At 47.6% G+C, this 15,486-nt stretch carries 11 protein-coding genes; 1 reads left to right on the top strand and 10 read right to left on the bottom strand.

Translation table 11 applies throughout. The features are described from left to right. Positions 1–40: 40 nt before the first annotated feature. The 6 genes from ACTQ1O_RS01120 to ACTQ1O_RS01145 form a co-directional block, all read right to left on the bottom strand. Entirely contained in the window at positions 41–736 is a 696-nt protein-coding gene (locus tag ACTQ1O_RS01120; protein ID WP_441485748.1) for a class II aldolase/adducin family protein, read from the bottom strand. 127 nt (positions 737–863) lie between these two features. Beyond that, the gene (gene mtnA, locus ACTQ1O_RS01125) at positions 864–1,967 is read right to left on the bottom strand and encodes an S-methyl-5-thioribose-1-phosphate isomerase (protein WP_441485749.1); all 1,104 of its coding nucleotides are present in this window, start codon (positions 1,965–1,967) and stop codon (positions 864–866) included. Between the two features lie 126 nt (positions 1,968–2,093). Next, a complete protein-coding gene (mtnK, locus tag ACTQ1O_RS01130) occupies positions 2,094–3,353 on the bottom strand; it encodes an S-methyl-5-thioribose kinase (protein ID WP_441485750.1) in 1,260 nt (419 codons plus the stop codon). A gap of 79 nt (positions 3,354–3,432) precedes the next feature. Beyond that, complete coding sequence (locus ACTQ1O_RS01135; protein WP_441485854.1) at positions 3,433–4,407, bottom strand: ABC transporter permease; 975 nt, start codon at positions 4,405–4,407, stop codon at positions 3,433–3,435. Positions 4,408–4,458: 51 nt separating this feature from the next. Then, entirely contained in the window at positions 4,459–5,976 is a 1,518-nt protein-coding gene (locus tag ACTQ1O_RS01140; RefSeq protein WP_441485751.1) for a sugar ABC transporter ATP-binding protein, read from the bottom strand. Between the two features lie 141 nt (positions 5,977–6,117). Then, positions 6,118–7,347, bottom strand: a complete 1,230-nt coding sequence (locus tag ACTQ1O_RS01145; RefSeq protein ID WP_441485752.1) for a substrate-binding domain-containing protein — start codon at positions 7,345–7,347, stop codon at positions 6,118–6,120. A gap of 578 nt (positions 7,348–7,925) precedes the next feature. Here ACTQ1O_RS01145 and ACTQ1O_RS01150 point away from each other — a divergent pair. After that, positions 7,926–8,729, top strand: coding sequence for a DeoR/GlpR family DNA-binding transcription regulator (locus tag ACTQ1O_RS01150; RefSeq protein ID WP_441485753.1), 804 nt, complete (start codon positions 7,926–7,928; stop codon positions 8,727–8,729). Positions 8,730–8,894: 165 nt separating this feature from the next. Here ACTQ1O_RS01150 and ACTQ1O_RS01155 read toward each other — a convergent pair whose 3' ends face one another. From ACTQ1O_RS01155 to ACTQ1O_RS01170, 4 genes are all read right to left on the bottom strand, one after another. After that, positions 8,895–12,137, bottom strand: coding sequence for a glycoside hydrolase family 2 TIM barrel-domain containing protein (locus tag ACTQ1O_RS01155; RefSeq protein WP_441485754.1), 3,243 nt, complete (start codon positions 12,135–12,137; stop codon positions 8,895–8,897). 35 nt (positions 12,138–12,172) lie between these two features. Beyond that, positions 12,173–12,976, bottom strand: a complete 804-nt coding sequence (locus tag ACTQ1O_RS01160; protein ID WP_441485855.1) for a carbohydrate ABC transporter permease — start codon at positions 12,974–12,976, stop codon at positions 12,173–12,175. Between the two features lie 49 nt (positions 12,977–13,025). Then, on the bottom strand, positions 13,026–13,928 hold the full coding sequence (locus ACTQ1O_RS01165) for a carbohydrate ABC transporter permease (RefSeq protein WP_441485856.1): 903 nt from the start codon (positions 13,926–13,928) through the stop codon (positions 13,026–13,028). 131 nt (positions 13,929–14,059) lie between these two features. Next, a complete protein-coding gene (locus tag ACTQ1O_RS01170; RefSeq protein ID WP_441485755.1) occupies positions 14,060–15,448 on the bottom strand; it encodes an ABC transporter substrate-binding protein in 1,389 nt (462 codons plus the stop codon). Between the last annotated feature and the right edge of the window lie 38 nt (positions 15,449–15,486).

Below are 15,486 nucleotides of genomic sequence, written 5' to 3' on the forward strand. Positions count from 1 at the left end.
CAATCAGGAATCCTCTTGATTCTTTGGAGTAAAATCTAACTCACGTTGGCCTGCCGCCCCTGTGGATTCCCAGCTTCTCACGAATCTCAATCAGCTGATTTACCTGCTCGTCCGTATATTGATTTACCTGGTCACCAAAGAACAACTTCGAATACAAGATAATCTCTGCAAAATATTCTACGGTTTCCAGACGGTAATATGCCTGTATGATGCTTTCTTCACTCCAGGTAAGCACCCCGTGATTTCCCAGCAGTACAGCATTGTACTCATTCACATAGGGAGCTATGGAATCCGGCACGTCCTGTGTACCAGGAATTACTGTTTTGGCACAAGGAACTACTCCAAGCTGAACAATTCCTTCTGGAAGAAGACGACTGTCGATCGGTTTGTTTGCGATTGCGAACAGAGTTGCAAACTTAGGATGTGCATGTACAACCGATTTTACCCGCTTGTCCTCCTGATAAACTCTCAGATGCATACGGATTTCACTGGAAGGTTTCAGGGTTCCCTCCAGAATTTCTCCATCCAGTTTCATTTTAATCAGGTCTTTCTCCTGCATAAATCCTTTACTGACTCCTGTCGGAGTGACCCAGATGGTATCTTCTGAAACCTTACAGGATATGTTGCCATCATTAGCCGCAACATATCTGTTCTCATACATTCTCCTGCCCACCTCAAGAATCATATTCCGTGCAGCAGAATCATCCGGATACCCGTTCTTTACTTCCAATATCACTTCATATCCCTCCATCATCGAATAGCATTATTAGTTCTCCGCATCCCTGCAGCCTCCGGTTTTCCGTGTCACATGAACGCTGGAAATATCAGAATATCTGATAATCTGCAGAATACGCCGATAATGATTAATGGATACCAAGTTTTTTGAACGCTTCCTCATAAGGTGCTTTGCACAGGCCCTTTTCTGTGATAATTCCAGTAATAAGTCTGTGATCTGCAACATCAAACGCCGGGTTAAAAGAAGCGTCTACCCCTGCCGGAGCCATCGGTTCTTTATACCACATGCTCTTGATTTCTTCGGGATCTCGCATCTCAATCGGAATGTCGTCACCGGTGGGTGTTGCCATGTCGATCGTAGAACTTGGCGCACAGATATACATCGGTATACCATAATGATGTGCCAATACTGCCAGGGCAGAGGTCCCGATTTTATTTGCAGCATCGCCGTTTGCGGCTACCCGGTCACAGCCTACAAAAATTATCTTTACCTTTCCAGTCTTCATCAACAGCGCTGCCATATTATCACACTGAACGGACGTTGTAATCCCTGCATTGCAAAGTTCAAAAGATGTCAGTCTTGCGCCTTGCAGAAGAGGCCTTGTTTCATCGCAATATACATGCATGTCAGTGCCACTCCATCCATGCTCCAGCGCCATATACATCGGTGCAGTCGCCGTGCCATATTTCGCAGTTGCCAGAGTTCCGGCATTACAGTGTGTGAGGATTCCCAGCTCCTTTCCATCTTCTTTCAGATCCTCCAGTAAACGGAAACCGATCTCTCCGATATTTTTGCTGATCTGAACATCCTCTTCCCGGATTTTCTCTGCCTCATTATAAAGAATCTGTTTAATTTCCGGAACCGTCCTGGAGCTGTTCGCAGTCACAGTATCTTCCATTCGATTCAATGCCCAGAACAGATTAACGGCTGTCGGTCTGGAACTGGCCAGATAATCCTTGGAAGCTTTAAACTGTCTGTAGAAATCCTCATAATTCTCCGCCTGAATCTCATTCGCCACTACTGCTATTCCATATGCGGCTGAAACGCCAATGGCTGGCGCCCCTCTTACACGAAGTTTCTTTATTGCTTCCCAGATCTCCTCCTGTGTCCGGATCTGAATCCTCTTGATGGTATTTGGAAGAAGAGTCTGATCAATGATATCTACACTTTTTTTCTCAGGTCCCCATTTAACAGTAATTACTTTCTCAAAAAAATCATTCAAAGATGACATATTTGTATATCTCCTTTCAGCCCTTCGAATCGGAGCTTTCCCACTTCCATTATACCCGTATCGATGTATGGAAGCGGGAATTCACCTGATGCAGGCTATTTCTTCTCACTTTTCCTGCCGTTCTGATCACAGCGTCTTTACCGCAGCCTCCCTGGCATTAAGAACAGCGTCAACGAAGTCTTTCCCGGTCTTAAAGCGTCCCTGATGAAGTATATAGTCTTTTCCGGCAAGAATATTGATCCTTTCTGCCAGAAGACGTTTTCTTTCGTCCTTTATGGATGTCACATCCACTACATTCGCCATACCAACCGTTCTTCTGTGCAGCTCCGTTCCTGCATATCCGGCAGTATCACGAAGAATGCTGTCAATGTAATATTCTTTAAAGCCTGGTACCTTTGCCATAGGCTCTGTTACTGCTTCATCATAAAGGGTGCTGAATTTACTGATGAAAAGATCAATTGTTTTCTCAACAGCATCCAGACACCAGCTGCAGAAAACATCGTCGTCGGCAGACAGGCCATTATCATAGGCAAAAATCATATTTGCCACAACATTTCCGATATCATATCCCATAGGGGCAAAAGTTCCGAATTCGCAGTCAAAAATCTTTGTAGCGTCCGGTTTAATGAAAACCGATCCGGTATGAAGATCTCCATGCAGGAGCGCCTGCGCATTTGTCATAAAGTTGAACTTTAATTTGGAAACCTCAAGGTGTAACGCATCATCCCTGTACAGCTCTTTCTCTACAAACTCTCTGTTAGGTGGAAATACATTGTTCCTTGAAGAGCCCAGATACGGCTCCATAAGCACCAATTTTTCAGTGATATCGCAAAGATCCGGTGTGATGAATCGCCTGGTAAGTTCCTTTTTCTCTTTATGGTCCATGACAACATCACTGGACAGAAGCAGCGTTCTCGCCATGAATGTAGAGATATCTTCAGCGAATCTCGGGAATGTCTTGTGCTCCAGCATTGCATCCCGCATCACCTCGAAATCACTGCAGTCTTCCATTCCGGAAGCACACATAACTGTATCAAAGAAATAGATGTGCGGCACCATCCCGGGAGCCATTTTCTCTTCCAATTCAAGAATTTCGCTCTCCTGCCGGTTCCGATCCAGAGAAGCAGTCATATCTTTTGATATCCGTGTCTCCAGTCCTGCCTGCTTGATATAAATAGAATGTCCCTTCGCGTCATATACGCGGCAGACATGATTGAGATTACCATGCTCGGACGGAATTTTCGCTTTCATCGTAGCGGTATCCCAGTCAATTTTCCCGGCATCGGTCCCCTGTGTTTTCAGAAGTGTGTAGGCAATAACCGTCTTCTCGGTCCCTTCCGGGTCATCCTCGTTAATCATTAAAAAATATTTTGAAAAATCGCTCATGATTTACCTCTCTTACAGAAACAGTCTTAATAAATATCATCATTATTTCCGATCAATCCTGACACTACTTCAAGTCAGATCAATTTTCCTTCTTGGATGCATATGCAGCGATCAGAGCGAGCGCAAGAACCGCACCCTTAACAGCCGGAAGTACATAGTAAGGAACCGCCAGAATGGTAAGCCCGTTTTCAAGAGTAGATACCAGTGCCGCACCGATCAGCGTTCCAAGCGCATTTGGTTTCTCAGCGCCTCCTACCGTACGTCCTACAAATACTGCTGCCAGAGAAGGCATCAGATAGTTATCGCAGCACATTACCTGCGCGGAGCTTCCTCTTGAGGAAACCAGAATTCCGGCAATTGCGATGAAAACTGCCGTAATCATACCTGCCAGATAACGATATTTCTTAACATTGATTCCGGACAATTTTGCAGCTTCTTTGTTGCCACCCATAGCATACAGAAATCTGCCATGCTTTGTATATGTGAGAAATACATGTGCAGCACCAACGCAGACCAGCATAATGATAATAATCCACGGCGCGCGTCCGATTGCCTGGAAACCATTGGATAATGTCGTTCTTGCCGGATCCGCTCCCCAGGAGGTCTTCATACCTGTTGATACAGCACCGCCGCCAATGTACCATTGTCCAAGTCCCTGATGCACGAACATTAATGCGCAGGTCGCCAGCATATCCGGAATCTTGCAGACCAGAATCAGGAACATCGTCATCTGATACATCACCAACGTCACAACAATACAGAACAGAATGGACACCGGAACGCTGAACCCGAACCAGAGATATCCGGACACAAACGCATAAGCGGAACAGCTCGCCAGCGTCGCTGCGGACATATCGAATCCATCAGGAGCCATTGTGATCGTCGCCGCAATACCGAAGACGGTATTGATCGCCATTGCACGGAGAATATTCACGACATTGCTTCCGGATGCAAACTTACTGCCGCTGATAATTGAAAAAGCGATAAAGCACAGAAAGAGTGCCAGAACCGCAGCCCAGTTTACAAAGAACCTAATGATTTTCTTACTATCGATACCAGCTTTTGTATTCACAGTTGTTTCCTCCAGTTATAATTATTTGCGGCTTCAGGACTCTGTTCCGCCGACCGCGAAGTTCATAATCCGGTTGTCCGTTGCTTCTTTTGTATCTAATTCGGCTACGATCTTCCCGCTATACATGACATATATGCGGTCTGTCAATGACAGCAGCTCTGAATCCTCACAGGACGCGTACAAAACTCCTTTTCCTCTTTTTGCGATATCATTGATCAAACGGAAAATATCCTGCTTTGCTCCTACATCCACACCTTTTGTCGGTTCATCAAAGATGTAGATATCACAGTCTGCGGAGAGCCATTTGCCTACAGCAACCTTCTGCTGATTGCCACCGGAAAGATTTCGAACCTGCTGACGGATGGACGGTGTTTTTATTTCAAGATCTTTGACTAGCTTTCTGGCATTCTCATTGACCTTTCTGCGGTTAACAAAGGATGCCGTGCAGAAATCTCCAAGGCTTGCCGCAGATAGATTGAACGCAACGGTCTCATTTACCAGAACACCTTCTTTCCTTCTTTCCTCTGGTACAAGGGCAATTCCCTGGCGCACCGCATCGGATGGTGTTCTTATCTTCAATTCCTTTCCATTTAACGTTACCGTTCCGCCGGTTTTCTTATACGCGCCGAAGATTGTCTTGCACAGCTCTGATTTTCCCGCTCCAACCAGTCCGGCGATTCCGACAATTTCTCCTCTTCTTACATGCAGCGTAACATCATCTACTTTTCCATCTGCTCCGCTCAGATGATCTATTTTCAGCAGATCATCACCGATTTCACAGCTTTCCTTGGGAAAATTTTCTTCAAATGAACGGCCAAGCATTTGCTCAACGATTTCTTTTGTAGTTGTTGATGGCGTGATCGTCGATGTTCCGACAATCTGACCATTTCTCATGACAGTGTATTTTTCACAGATTTCAAGAATTTCATTTAGTCTGTGGCTGATAAAAATAACCGCAATTCCTTCCGTTTCTCTTAACCTTCTGACGATATGAAACAGCTCCTCTGTCTCGGAAGTACTTAATGGGGCTGTCGGTTCGTCCAGTATCAGGAACTTGCAGTCCATGCGCACTGCCCTGGCAATCAGAACCATCTGTTTTTGTGCCAGGGACAGATTCTGAACAAGCGTCCTGACATTTATATCTTCGATGTTCAGTCTGGCAAGTGCCTTTTTTGCCTCATCCCTCACATATTTCCATCTCATCACTCCGCCACCATGCATAACCATCTCATTAAGCATGATATTCTCGGCAACCGAGAGAGTAGGTACAAGTGCTGTGTCAACCTCTTGATATACAATCTGTATTCCCAATTTCTTGGCATCTACCGGCTGCCGCAGCTCAATTTTTTTGCCGTCCAGCAGAACTTCTCCTGTATAAGTCGGATTTGCTCCTGCCAGAACCTTCATCAAAGTAGACTTGCCTGCTCCATTTGCGCCAACCACTGCTCTTATTTCCCCGGTTGTCACTGAAAAATTGACGTCATCCAACGCTTTTACGCCTGGAAATTCAATGGAGACATGTCTCGTTTCTAGCGTAGATTTTTCCTTCATCTTTTGCCCTTTGTCCTCCAGCTGACCATTTCATCCAGGATAGCTGTCTTCTCAGACAGCGAGGGCGCCGGGTTTCTGAACCGACGCCCTCTCCTCAAGATCACCGTGCTATTTACAATTTAAGGTTCCAATACTATTGAATCACTTATGAAGCAGATCCTTCGGCATCCAGCTTGCCTCGGAGAGATAATCCAGATTGCCGTAGGTTTCTCCTGCAATGTCGCCCAGATTCTCAACGGTCGAATCGGACTTCAAATTCTTGGCAAGAATGGCAGTGCCTGGAACTTCTACGACATCAACGCCCTTCTTTCCTGTTGCCGGATCATAGATATCATCATAATCATCCGCCATCTCAAGGAAGAGGATACGCATCGCGATTTCACCGTTCATTGTCCAGTCTGTTGTTCCGGCGGCTGTCCAGATGTCCGGTCTTGTCTGCATGTTCGTTACATCGACATTATCGATATCAACTGATGCCATCGGAAGTGCATCGCCGTTGTTTCCATTCATATTGTCGTTTTCAAGAATTGCGTTATATACGCCCTGGCCATAAAGATCATAGAAGGAAATGATACCATCAACATCATCCCGATTGACTGTCTGCAGATACGCTGCCGTTACAGTATTTGCAGAATCAACGGAGTCCTCCAGCGGCTGTACCTCGCCAACCGTCTCGATCTTGCCTGCTTTTTCATATTCTTCCCAACCCACTTCACGGCGGTCAAACGGGCTATTATAGTTCGGACCTCTCCATACCTTGATCAGACGAACCGGTCCATCTTCTCCCTTTTCCTTCTTGGCTTCAATCATCGAATCCAGAAGAACCGTTACCAGAGATTTATCCTGCTGGAACATCTGTGTCACACCATCAATCTTCTGATACTCACCATCGGTATAGAACTGAGTATCAAAGGTAACGATCTTCATATCTGGATACGAGTCGTGGATCTCCTTCAGGAATACATAAGATCCGTCCTGATTTCCGTGGCTTACAACCAAACCGTCATAGCCTGCCTCTGCACAGGTCCTGATCGTATCCTGCCACTTATTGAAATCTCCGTCACAGAAGAAGAAATCAAAATCCACTCCCATTGCCTTGCAAAGATTTGCACAGGAATCTTTCCACATCTGGAAAATTGTAGCCGACGGAAGAAGCATGATGTATGCAACCTTCTTACCTGCTACGGGATTGTCAGTATTAACCGTAACTGACGTGGCAGCTGTGCTCGTTGATGCCACTGCCTCCGATTTTGCAGAAGCAGAGGATGATCCGGAACCAGAACCGCCGCCTGATCCGCAGGCGGAAAGCCCGGCTATCATCGCTGTTGCAAGTACAGTAGCAAGGACCTTTTTCAAAGTTTTTGTTTTCATAGTTCTCCTCCTTCGTTATACACTTGCGAACTCACATTCATTTTCCTGCATTTCACAGTATTCGGTGATCTTTGTATTTTTACTGTATGGTTGAGCTTTAATGTTATTCCCAACTACTGTTATTTGACCTGCATAACACTTAGCTGATATCCGTTCCCAAAATATGAAGCATTCTTTTATATTTTGTAACAAATACTAACATACTATAAGCTTTTCCGTTTGGATAAATGAACGATTTTGTTCTTCATTGGCCTCATAATACACGACTGCTTTTCTTTTGTCAATCATTTTCACAAATTAATGATAATATTTGTTAGATTCACACGATTATCAGGGTTTATTTTTGTTATTTATTACCGCTTGCAATAACATTATTTCTCATTTACTATCATAATTAATGTGAGATTCTATCATTTTTATCATTTCACAGATTTTCAAGTATTGTTTCTTGTTAATTCTTTATCGATGTGTTACACTCATCGCGAAGATTTAGAAAGACGAGGATTCAGAAGGAATACAACACTTTCTTAACATCCTTTCTATCTATGATCAATCAAGCAGAGACAGGAGGAACAATCATGTTAAAGAAAAAAATGAGGATTCAGGCCATAGCTCAGGACATGGTCCAGAACCCCACCTATACTATAAGAAATCTGGCTGATAAATATCATGTTTCAGAAATGACAGTCCGAAGAGATATCCGTTACATTGAAGAAAACGGATTTCCTGAACAGTCCGTTCCATTGCCCGGACAATATGCAGCGGCGCCTGTCTCCCCGCCGCAAAACTGTTCTGTAGAAACACCAGTCAAAAGCGGTTATGAATTTTCTGCAGCGAACGCGCTGAACAGCGACAGCAAACGCAGAATCGGAGCCTATGCAGCCACTCTGTTGAAACCAAATGACGTAATCATTCTGGATACAGGAACTACCATAAACTGCATGATGCAGGCGCTTCCTGAAGACATACCGCTCACCGTTATCTGCTATAATTTCAATGTCATGCAGGTGCTGTACAACCGCCAAAATATCCAGATCATTCTGGCGGGCGGTTACTTTCACCGTTCCTCACTCTCCTTCGAGTCCACAGAAAACACAGAACTGCTGAAACGACTTCGTGCATCAAAGATATTTATTTCAACATCCGGTGTAGAAAAAATGGGGCTGACCTGCTCCAATCAATACGAAGTCACAACCAAATCCACTGCGCTCCATTCCTCTCGCACCAAAATTCTTCTGGCAGACTCATCTAAATTCGGCGTTGTCCGCTCAAGTTTGTTTGCCCCACTCGAGGAAATGGATATGATAATCAGTGACACCGGACTCTCCTCAGACTGGAGGCAGTACCTGGAAGAAAAAAATATTCCGCTTGAACTGGTCTGATCACCTCTAAACAATCGGTCCTGTACAAGGACAGCTGCCTTAACATTTAGCTCGAGCAACAAAAAACCGCACCCTTATTTTCCTGAAATGGATTTGAACTTTATCCATTCCCGATCATAAAGGTGCGGCTTTTTCTGCCGGTTATATTCTTAACTTTATATTTTCTTAGATTCCTCTGAAGGAGAACTCGATCTCCATCGGCTTCGTGTTGTCCAGATGATATTCCGGATGAACCTGTGCGCCCCAGGAGTCATCTCCTCCGACGCCCATCTGAAGCCCGACTCTCACGCAGGTATGAACCGTCTTCGGAAGCTCGTTCGGATGCGATGCGCATTCCAGCTCCTCGGGCGTATACGGAAGCGCAGAGAACTGCAGTCCGTTCACCTTGAAACGAAGGCCTCTTCCAAGACTGTCGGTAACCTCGGCCCATCTGACATCTGTGTGATTTCCACACTCCTGCGGGCGAAGATACCCGGCCATACACTTATCGACAGTAGTCCGATAGACTCCGATTTTCGCGTTGCGGCGGTCCAGGTAGGTTTCCTCGGGGCCCGCGCCGTACCATTTCAGATGATCCTCGTCAGCGTCCAGAATAAACAGCATACTGAACTCCGGGAGCTCTCCGATTTCCCGGGATGCATCCATCTTCATACGGACAGAAACCTCTCCGTCCGGCTTCACGGAATAGATCACCAGGCAGTTCTTCGCCGGCATAGTCGCGAGATGATATGTGTACGTGACGGATACCAGATCCTCCGAAATGTCGATCTTGTAGTCAGTCACCTGCCTCTCTTCCTGCGAAATCGTGGTTGCGAAAAGTCCAGCCTGTCTCCACTGTCCCGCGCGCATCGGGAAGAGGCATCCCATATCATTGTCTGTCATTGCTCTCCAGAAATTCGGGCGCGGATTTGCCTTGAGCATTTCTTTTCCTGCATATACGTAGGAGACGAGACCGCCGTGGAGGTTAGAAAACAGAACGCGGAAATGCTCACCGGAAACGCCAAGATTAACTGCGCCCTTTACGACCTTCATCCTGCTGCCGGATTCCGGTTCCGTCCGGATATTATTAATTTCGGAAACGGAGTCTGTCTGTACATCCTTCTCATCATAAGCGATCATCTTCTGCGCCCACGCAATCTCGGTGCCTGCCGGCGCCCAGGGTGTCTCTTCCTTCGTAACGAATGATACTGTGAGGGCTGCCTCTCCTGCCAAAACCGGTATCTCAAACGGCAGAGAAATTGTTTTCTCCTCCTGCGGTCCGACCGACACCGAAGTTTTCACACGGCAGATCTCGCGGTCCTCCCCGGTCAGGGTAATTACGCAGTCAAACCGGTCTGTGTTCGTAAACAGGAACTTGTTCTTTACAACAGCGGTGATTCCCGTGGCTGCGGTTCCGGCTGATCTGTCTGCAGATGCCGGCCCCGAGGTTCTGACAGGTTCCGCTCCAATGCTTACACAGATACTTTGATATCCGTTCCGAACCTCCTGCATCTTTGGAGATGGCGTCCTGGTATCTCCATAGACGATTCCGTTTCCAGAGAAATTCCCGTCATGCGGACGGTCGTCAAAGTCACCTCCATAGCCCAGATATGTTCTGCCGTACCGATCCTTCCGGAGGATCGCCTGGTCGATATAGTCCCAGATGAATCCGCCCTGATACAGCGGATCGTCTTCCGTAAGCTCGATATATTTCAGAAACGCCCCGCAGGAATTGCCCATGGCATGCGCATATTCACAGCAGATATAGGGTTTCTCCCTGTGCTCTGACAGGAATTTACGAATCTCCTGAACCGGTGTATACATGGTACTGACCACATCTGTCGTATCCGGATAACGATCATCGTGGGCAACTCCCTCATAATGCACTAGTCTCGAAGCATCCTCCGCATGGAAGAAGCGGGACATTTCGTAGAGATCTTTTCCTCCAAGCGACTCATTTCCGCAGGACCAAAGCAGCACGCAGGCATGGTTTTTATCCCGCTGAAGCATGCTGTTCGCGCGGTCCAGAATCAGATCGAGGTACTCAGGTCTGTCCCCGGGAACTGTCTCCTCGAGTGTGATATTGCCCCGGAATACCATGTCCCACAGACCATGCGTTTCCAGATTCGTCTCGTCGATGACATAGAGACCGTAGAGATCACAGAACCGGTAAAAGGCGGTCTGGTTCGGATAGTGACTCGTACGGACCGCATTGATGTTGTTGCGCTTCATCGTCAGAAGATCGGTGCGAATCGTCTCCGCATCAATCGCCCTTCCCCTGTCCGCGCTGAACTCATGGCGGTTCACTCCGTTAAACACGATGCGTTTTCCATTGATATGCATCATGTGATCAATCATCTCAAAACGGCGGAATCCGAAGAGCTCAAGGACGGTCTCACAGCGAATATTTTTATTGTCGAAGGCACGTATTCTCACCTGATACAGGAAGGGATCCTCTGCGCTCCAGAGCCGCGCCTCACCGGCATCCAGAAGAATTTCCGCCCGATATACGGATTTTTCATCTTCTCTCGTATGAGCAAAGCGCTTTCCGGCGCCATTGATGGAATCCTTTGTCATCAGTTCTTCTGTCTGCGTCTCCACAGATCCGGTTTCTGATCGGTGAAGTTCCGCCTTCTTCACCGCGATTACATTGCCCTCTCTGTCTTCCAGTGAAAGCTCGACACTTCCCTCTTTTGTGGCGCAGATCTCTGCTTTCAGAGATGTGCGGCGGTAATCATCTGCCACCACCGGTGTGAGACGAAGGTCGCTCACATGAAGATCCGGTATCATAATCAGGTACACATCCCGGAAAATGCCTGAGAACCGGAAGAAATCCTGATCCTCACACCAGCTTCCCGCCGTGAACCGGAACACACGGACCGCCAGCTTGTTCTCTCCATCCACGAGATATGGTGTCAGATCAAACTCCGACGGCGTGAAGCTGTCCTCACTGTATCCGATATAACTGCCGTTCAGCCAGAGCGCGAACCCGCTCTCGACGCCTTCAAAGCAGATATGCAGCTCATGATTTTTCATGCCCTCGGGGACTGTAAAATACCGGACATAACTCGCAACCGGGTTGAACTCCTCCGGGATCTGTCCCGGAAGGATATCCTCAATTCCGTCCCACGGATACTGGGTGTTGACATACTGCGGATGTCCGTATCCCTGCATCTGGATGTGTCCCGGCACCCGGATGTCCGCCCAGCCTCTGCAGTCGTAGTCAGCCGCCTCAAATTCCTTAATCGCTTCCCGGTAATTCTCCGCATAGGAAAACTTCCACACTCCGCTCAGCAGATAACGGCAGTCAGACTCTTCCCATGCTTTTTCGGGCTCACACTCATAGAACATGTGATCCGAATGCGCCGGGAGACGATTCTGGCTGAAGATCCGTGGGTCTTTTACTATGTTATAATCAAATTCTGTCATTTTCTTATTCCTTCCGTTCTCACACTGTATTCGGATTATTTAACGGCGCCGGTAATACCTTCCGCAAACTGCTTCTGCAGTACGAAGAAGATGATCATCGTAGGGATGGAGCAGAAAAGTACACCGAGCATCAGCACGCCATAGTCTGTCGTATAACCGCTTGCCAGATTCGCAATCAGCATCGGCATGGTCTGTGCTTCGTTTCTGGTCATGACAACCTTCGGCCACAGATACGCGTTCCACGCGTTCATGAATGTGATTACCGCAGCTGCCGCGAAGGTGGATCTCATAACCGGCATGTACATGCGGAAGAAGATCTGAAATTCGCCGAGGCCGTCAATTCTCGCGGCTTCCATGATGTCGATCGGAAAGTTTCTGGAGTTCTGACGGAACATCATGATCATAAACGGTGTGGAAATTGTCGGAAGAATGAAACCCCAGACGGTGTTCAGCAGGTTTCCCGCGGAAATCATGCGGAACAGCGGAATCATTGTAGCAACCTGAGGGATCATCATTCCAAGAAGCAGAACAGCAAAAAGCTTATCCTTCACCTTGTCGTGATACAGCTCGAACCCGTATCCGGCAAGCGAGCAGATGAACAGACACAGCAGCGTCTGTACCACTGCGTAAAGGAAGGAATTGCCCATGGAGGTCCAGAGGGGCTCCGTTCCTGTCAGATTCTTGAAATTCTCTACGAGATTTGTTCCGAACCAGATTTTACCCTGCGCGACCTCAAGCGATTTGTTGGTCGCCGCAGTAATCATCCAGTACAGCGGAAATACCGAGAAGAAGGATACGATGGCAAGAAAAATGTATGTCGGGATCAGTCTTCTCTGAATCGCCGATTTGTTTTTTGTTTTTTTACCTGCAGGTACTGCTGCTGTCCGATCAGTCACGTGTATCACCTACTTTCAGATTGATTGCGGCCAGGATCGCGACCAGAATAAATACGAAAAAGGACATGGCGCAGGCATAGCCAAAGTTCGCGACGCCCTGTCCAAAGGAGTTGTTGTAGATATAATGGGACATCGTAATAGTGGTGTTTGCCGGGCCTCCCTTTGTCAGGTTTACAGACTCGTCGAAAAGCTGGAGGGTACCATTGATGGACATGATGAATGTCATGACGATAACCGGTTTCAGAAGCGGAACTGTGATGTACCAGAAAGACTTCCATCCGTTTGCGCCGTCGATGTGTGCCGCCTCATACACGGAATACTCAATGTTCTGAAGTCCTGCCAGATAGAACACCATGTTGTATCCGGTCCATCTCCAGATCAGGGCCAGTATGATGACAAACCGGGCAGTTCCCGGTGTTCCCAGCCAGTTGATGTTTTCGTGAATCAGTCCGAGATTTGTCAGCACGGTATTCACAAGACCAGTGGTGGCAAACAGGGACTTGAAGATCAACGCGTAAGATACCAGTGAGGTCGCGCAAGGAAGGAACACACAGGTCCGGAAGAATCCCTTCAGTTTCAGATTTTTGTTGTTCAGAAGCTGTGCCAGAAGAACGGCAAGAACAAGCATAATCGGAACCTGAATGACCAGATAGAGGAATGTATTCCCTACGGAACGCTTGAAAAGCTGGTCCTTGAACATGCGGGCATAGTTAAAGGTAATAGGATTTGCCCATTTCAGATTTGCCGAGGAGCCCGTCTGCAGTGACATGACGAACGCCTGCACCATCGGATAAAAACTCATCACAAAGATCAGAATCGTTGCCGGGAGAAGGAAGACCCATCCGGCTGCTTTCTGCTTTGCGAGAAGACTCATACCTTTTTTCTTGTTCAAAATAATTACCTCCTGATCCGGCGGCTTTCCTCCTGCCTTGTGCCGCCTTTTTTCTGCATCCGCATCCGGAAACAGGGGCTGCCGCACTCCCTGAATGCAGTGCAGCCGCCCCTGTAGAAATTTCCGTTACTGAATTAATTCGAAGTAGAAGCGGAAGCGTCTTCCATCTGGAATTCAATCTGATCCTGAGCATCCTTCAGCGAAGAATCCACATCAGCGCCGCCGATAATATTCTGGATTGCCGCAGCAACCTGCGTACGGGTCGGATAGTGGAAATCGGACTGCTCAACAACCGGTACATGAGTTCCCATCTCAACGATCTGTGAGTAGATCGGGGTGTCATTGAAGAACGCCACGCCCTTGTTGTACACATCTGATTTGCTTGCCGGAGCATAAGTGGTGATAACGCCGCCGTTCGTCAGCGCATCGTCGTAGGTCTCGGCTGCGCCGTCTCCGCCGCCGAAGGTATAAGCGAGGAAGTCCTCTGCAAGATCCTTCTTCTGGCAGTTCGATGTGATATAAAGAGAAGAACCGCCGTTGGATGCGTATCCGTCGCCGCCCTCAAGAGTCGGCATTGTGGTGATCTCCCATTTTCCGCTGTTATCAGCAACCTGCTCGATTGTCGGAATGATCCAGTTTCCGTTGATGACGCCGGCAACCATGTCTCCCTGAATTGCCTGGTTGGTGTAATCGGACCAGTCATTTGCCAGATACAGTACATTATCCTGCTGGAGCTTTACGATAGTCTCAATCACCTTCTTGAAGGTTTCATTGTCTGTGAGATTAACCTTGCCGTCCTTGAACTGGGACTGTCCCTCCGCCTGCATCATTATGTAGGGCAGATCGTTTCCGTCTCCATCCATGCAGAGGAGATATTTTCCGGTTGTCTCATAGACCTTCTTGCCGATCTCATCGAACTTGTCCCAGGTGCATCCCTTGAGGTCGTCGATGGTGTAGCCCGCCTGCTCCAGAAGATCGGTTCTGTAAGCCGCGATAACGGTTCCGTTGTCTACCGGAACACCATAATGCTTGTCGTCGATGGTGGAGTAGGAAACCTTCTCCTGAGAGAAATCATCCCACTTGATGTCGATATCATTGATATCCTGCCATGCATCCGGATAATCGGTCACAAATTTGTGGATGTAATGGTCCTGGAAAAGGACGATGTCGGGCAGAGTGCTGTAATCACCGGCAGAAGCCGCAAGAGTAACAGCGTTCTCTACATCCGAGGACTGGGACTGCTCGATGATGTTCAGCTTGAAATCCGGGTTCTTCTTCTGATATGCCTTCTCTGCCGCTTCCAGAGCCGGGATGTTGAAGTTCTTATCCCATGCGTATACAGAAAGCGTATTCTCGTCTTCACTGGAGACATCAGCCGTTGCCGCCGCGCCGGAGCCGGATTCCACCGCTGCATCTGAAGTAGCCTTTGCTGCGGATGTGCTGGTTGAACTGCTGCCGCAGCCCGCAAGAGTTCCGATAATCATTGTGCCCATGACAAGAGCAGAAACAAGTCTTTTTTTCATATTATCCTCCATTCCTTTCATTGCGTCGTGCGTATGTG

This window comes from Bilifractor sp. LCP21S3_A7, assembly GCF_052118825.1.
Classification (GTDB): Bacteria; Bacillota; Clostridia; order Lachnospirales; family Lachnospiraceae; genus Bilifractor.

Coding starts and splice junctions, on each gene's coding strand:
- mtnA (WP_441485749.1), bottom strand. CDS start 1,967: ATGTCATCTTTGAATGATTTTTTTGAGAAAGTAATTACTGTTAAATGG.
- ACTQ1O_RS01140 (WP_441485751.1), bottom strand. CDS start 5,976: ATGAAGGAAAAATCTACGCTAGAAACGAGACATGTCTCCATTGAATTT.
- mtnK (WP_441485750.1), bottom strand. CDS start 3,353: ATGAGCGATTTTTCAAAATATTTTTTAATGATTAACGAGGATGACCCG.
- ACTQ1O_RS01150 (WP_441485753.1), top strand. CDS start 7,926: ATGTTAAAGAAAAAAATGAGGATTCAGGCCATAGCTCAGGACATGGTC.
- ACTQ1O_RS01155 (WP_441485754.1), bottom strand. CDS start 12,137: ATGACAGAATTTGATTATAACATAGTAAAAGACCCACGGATCTTCAGC.
- ACTQ1O_RS01145 (WP_441485752.1), bottom strand. CDS start 7,347: ATGAAAACAAAAACTTTGAAAAAGGTCCTTGCTACTGTACTTGCAACA.
- ACTQ1O_RS01170 (WP_441485755.1), bottom strand. CDS start 15,448: ATGAAAAAAAGACTTGTTTCTGCTCTTGTCATGGGCACAATGATTATC.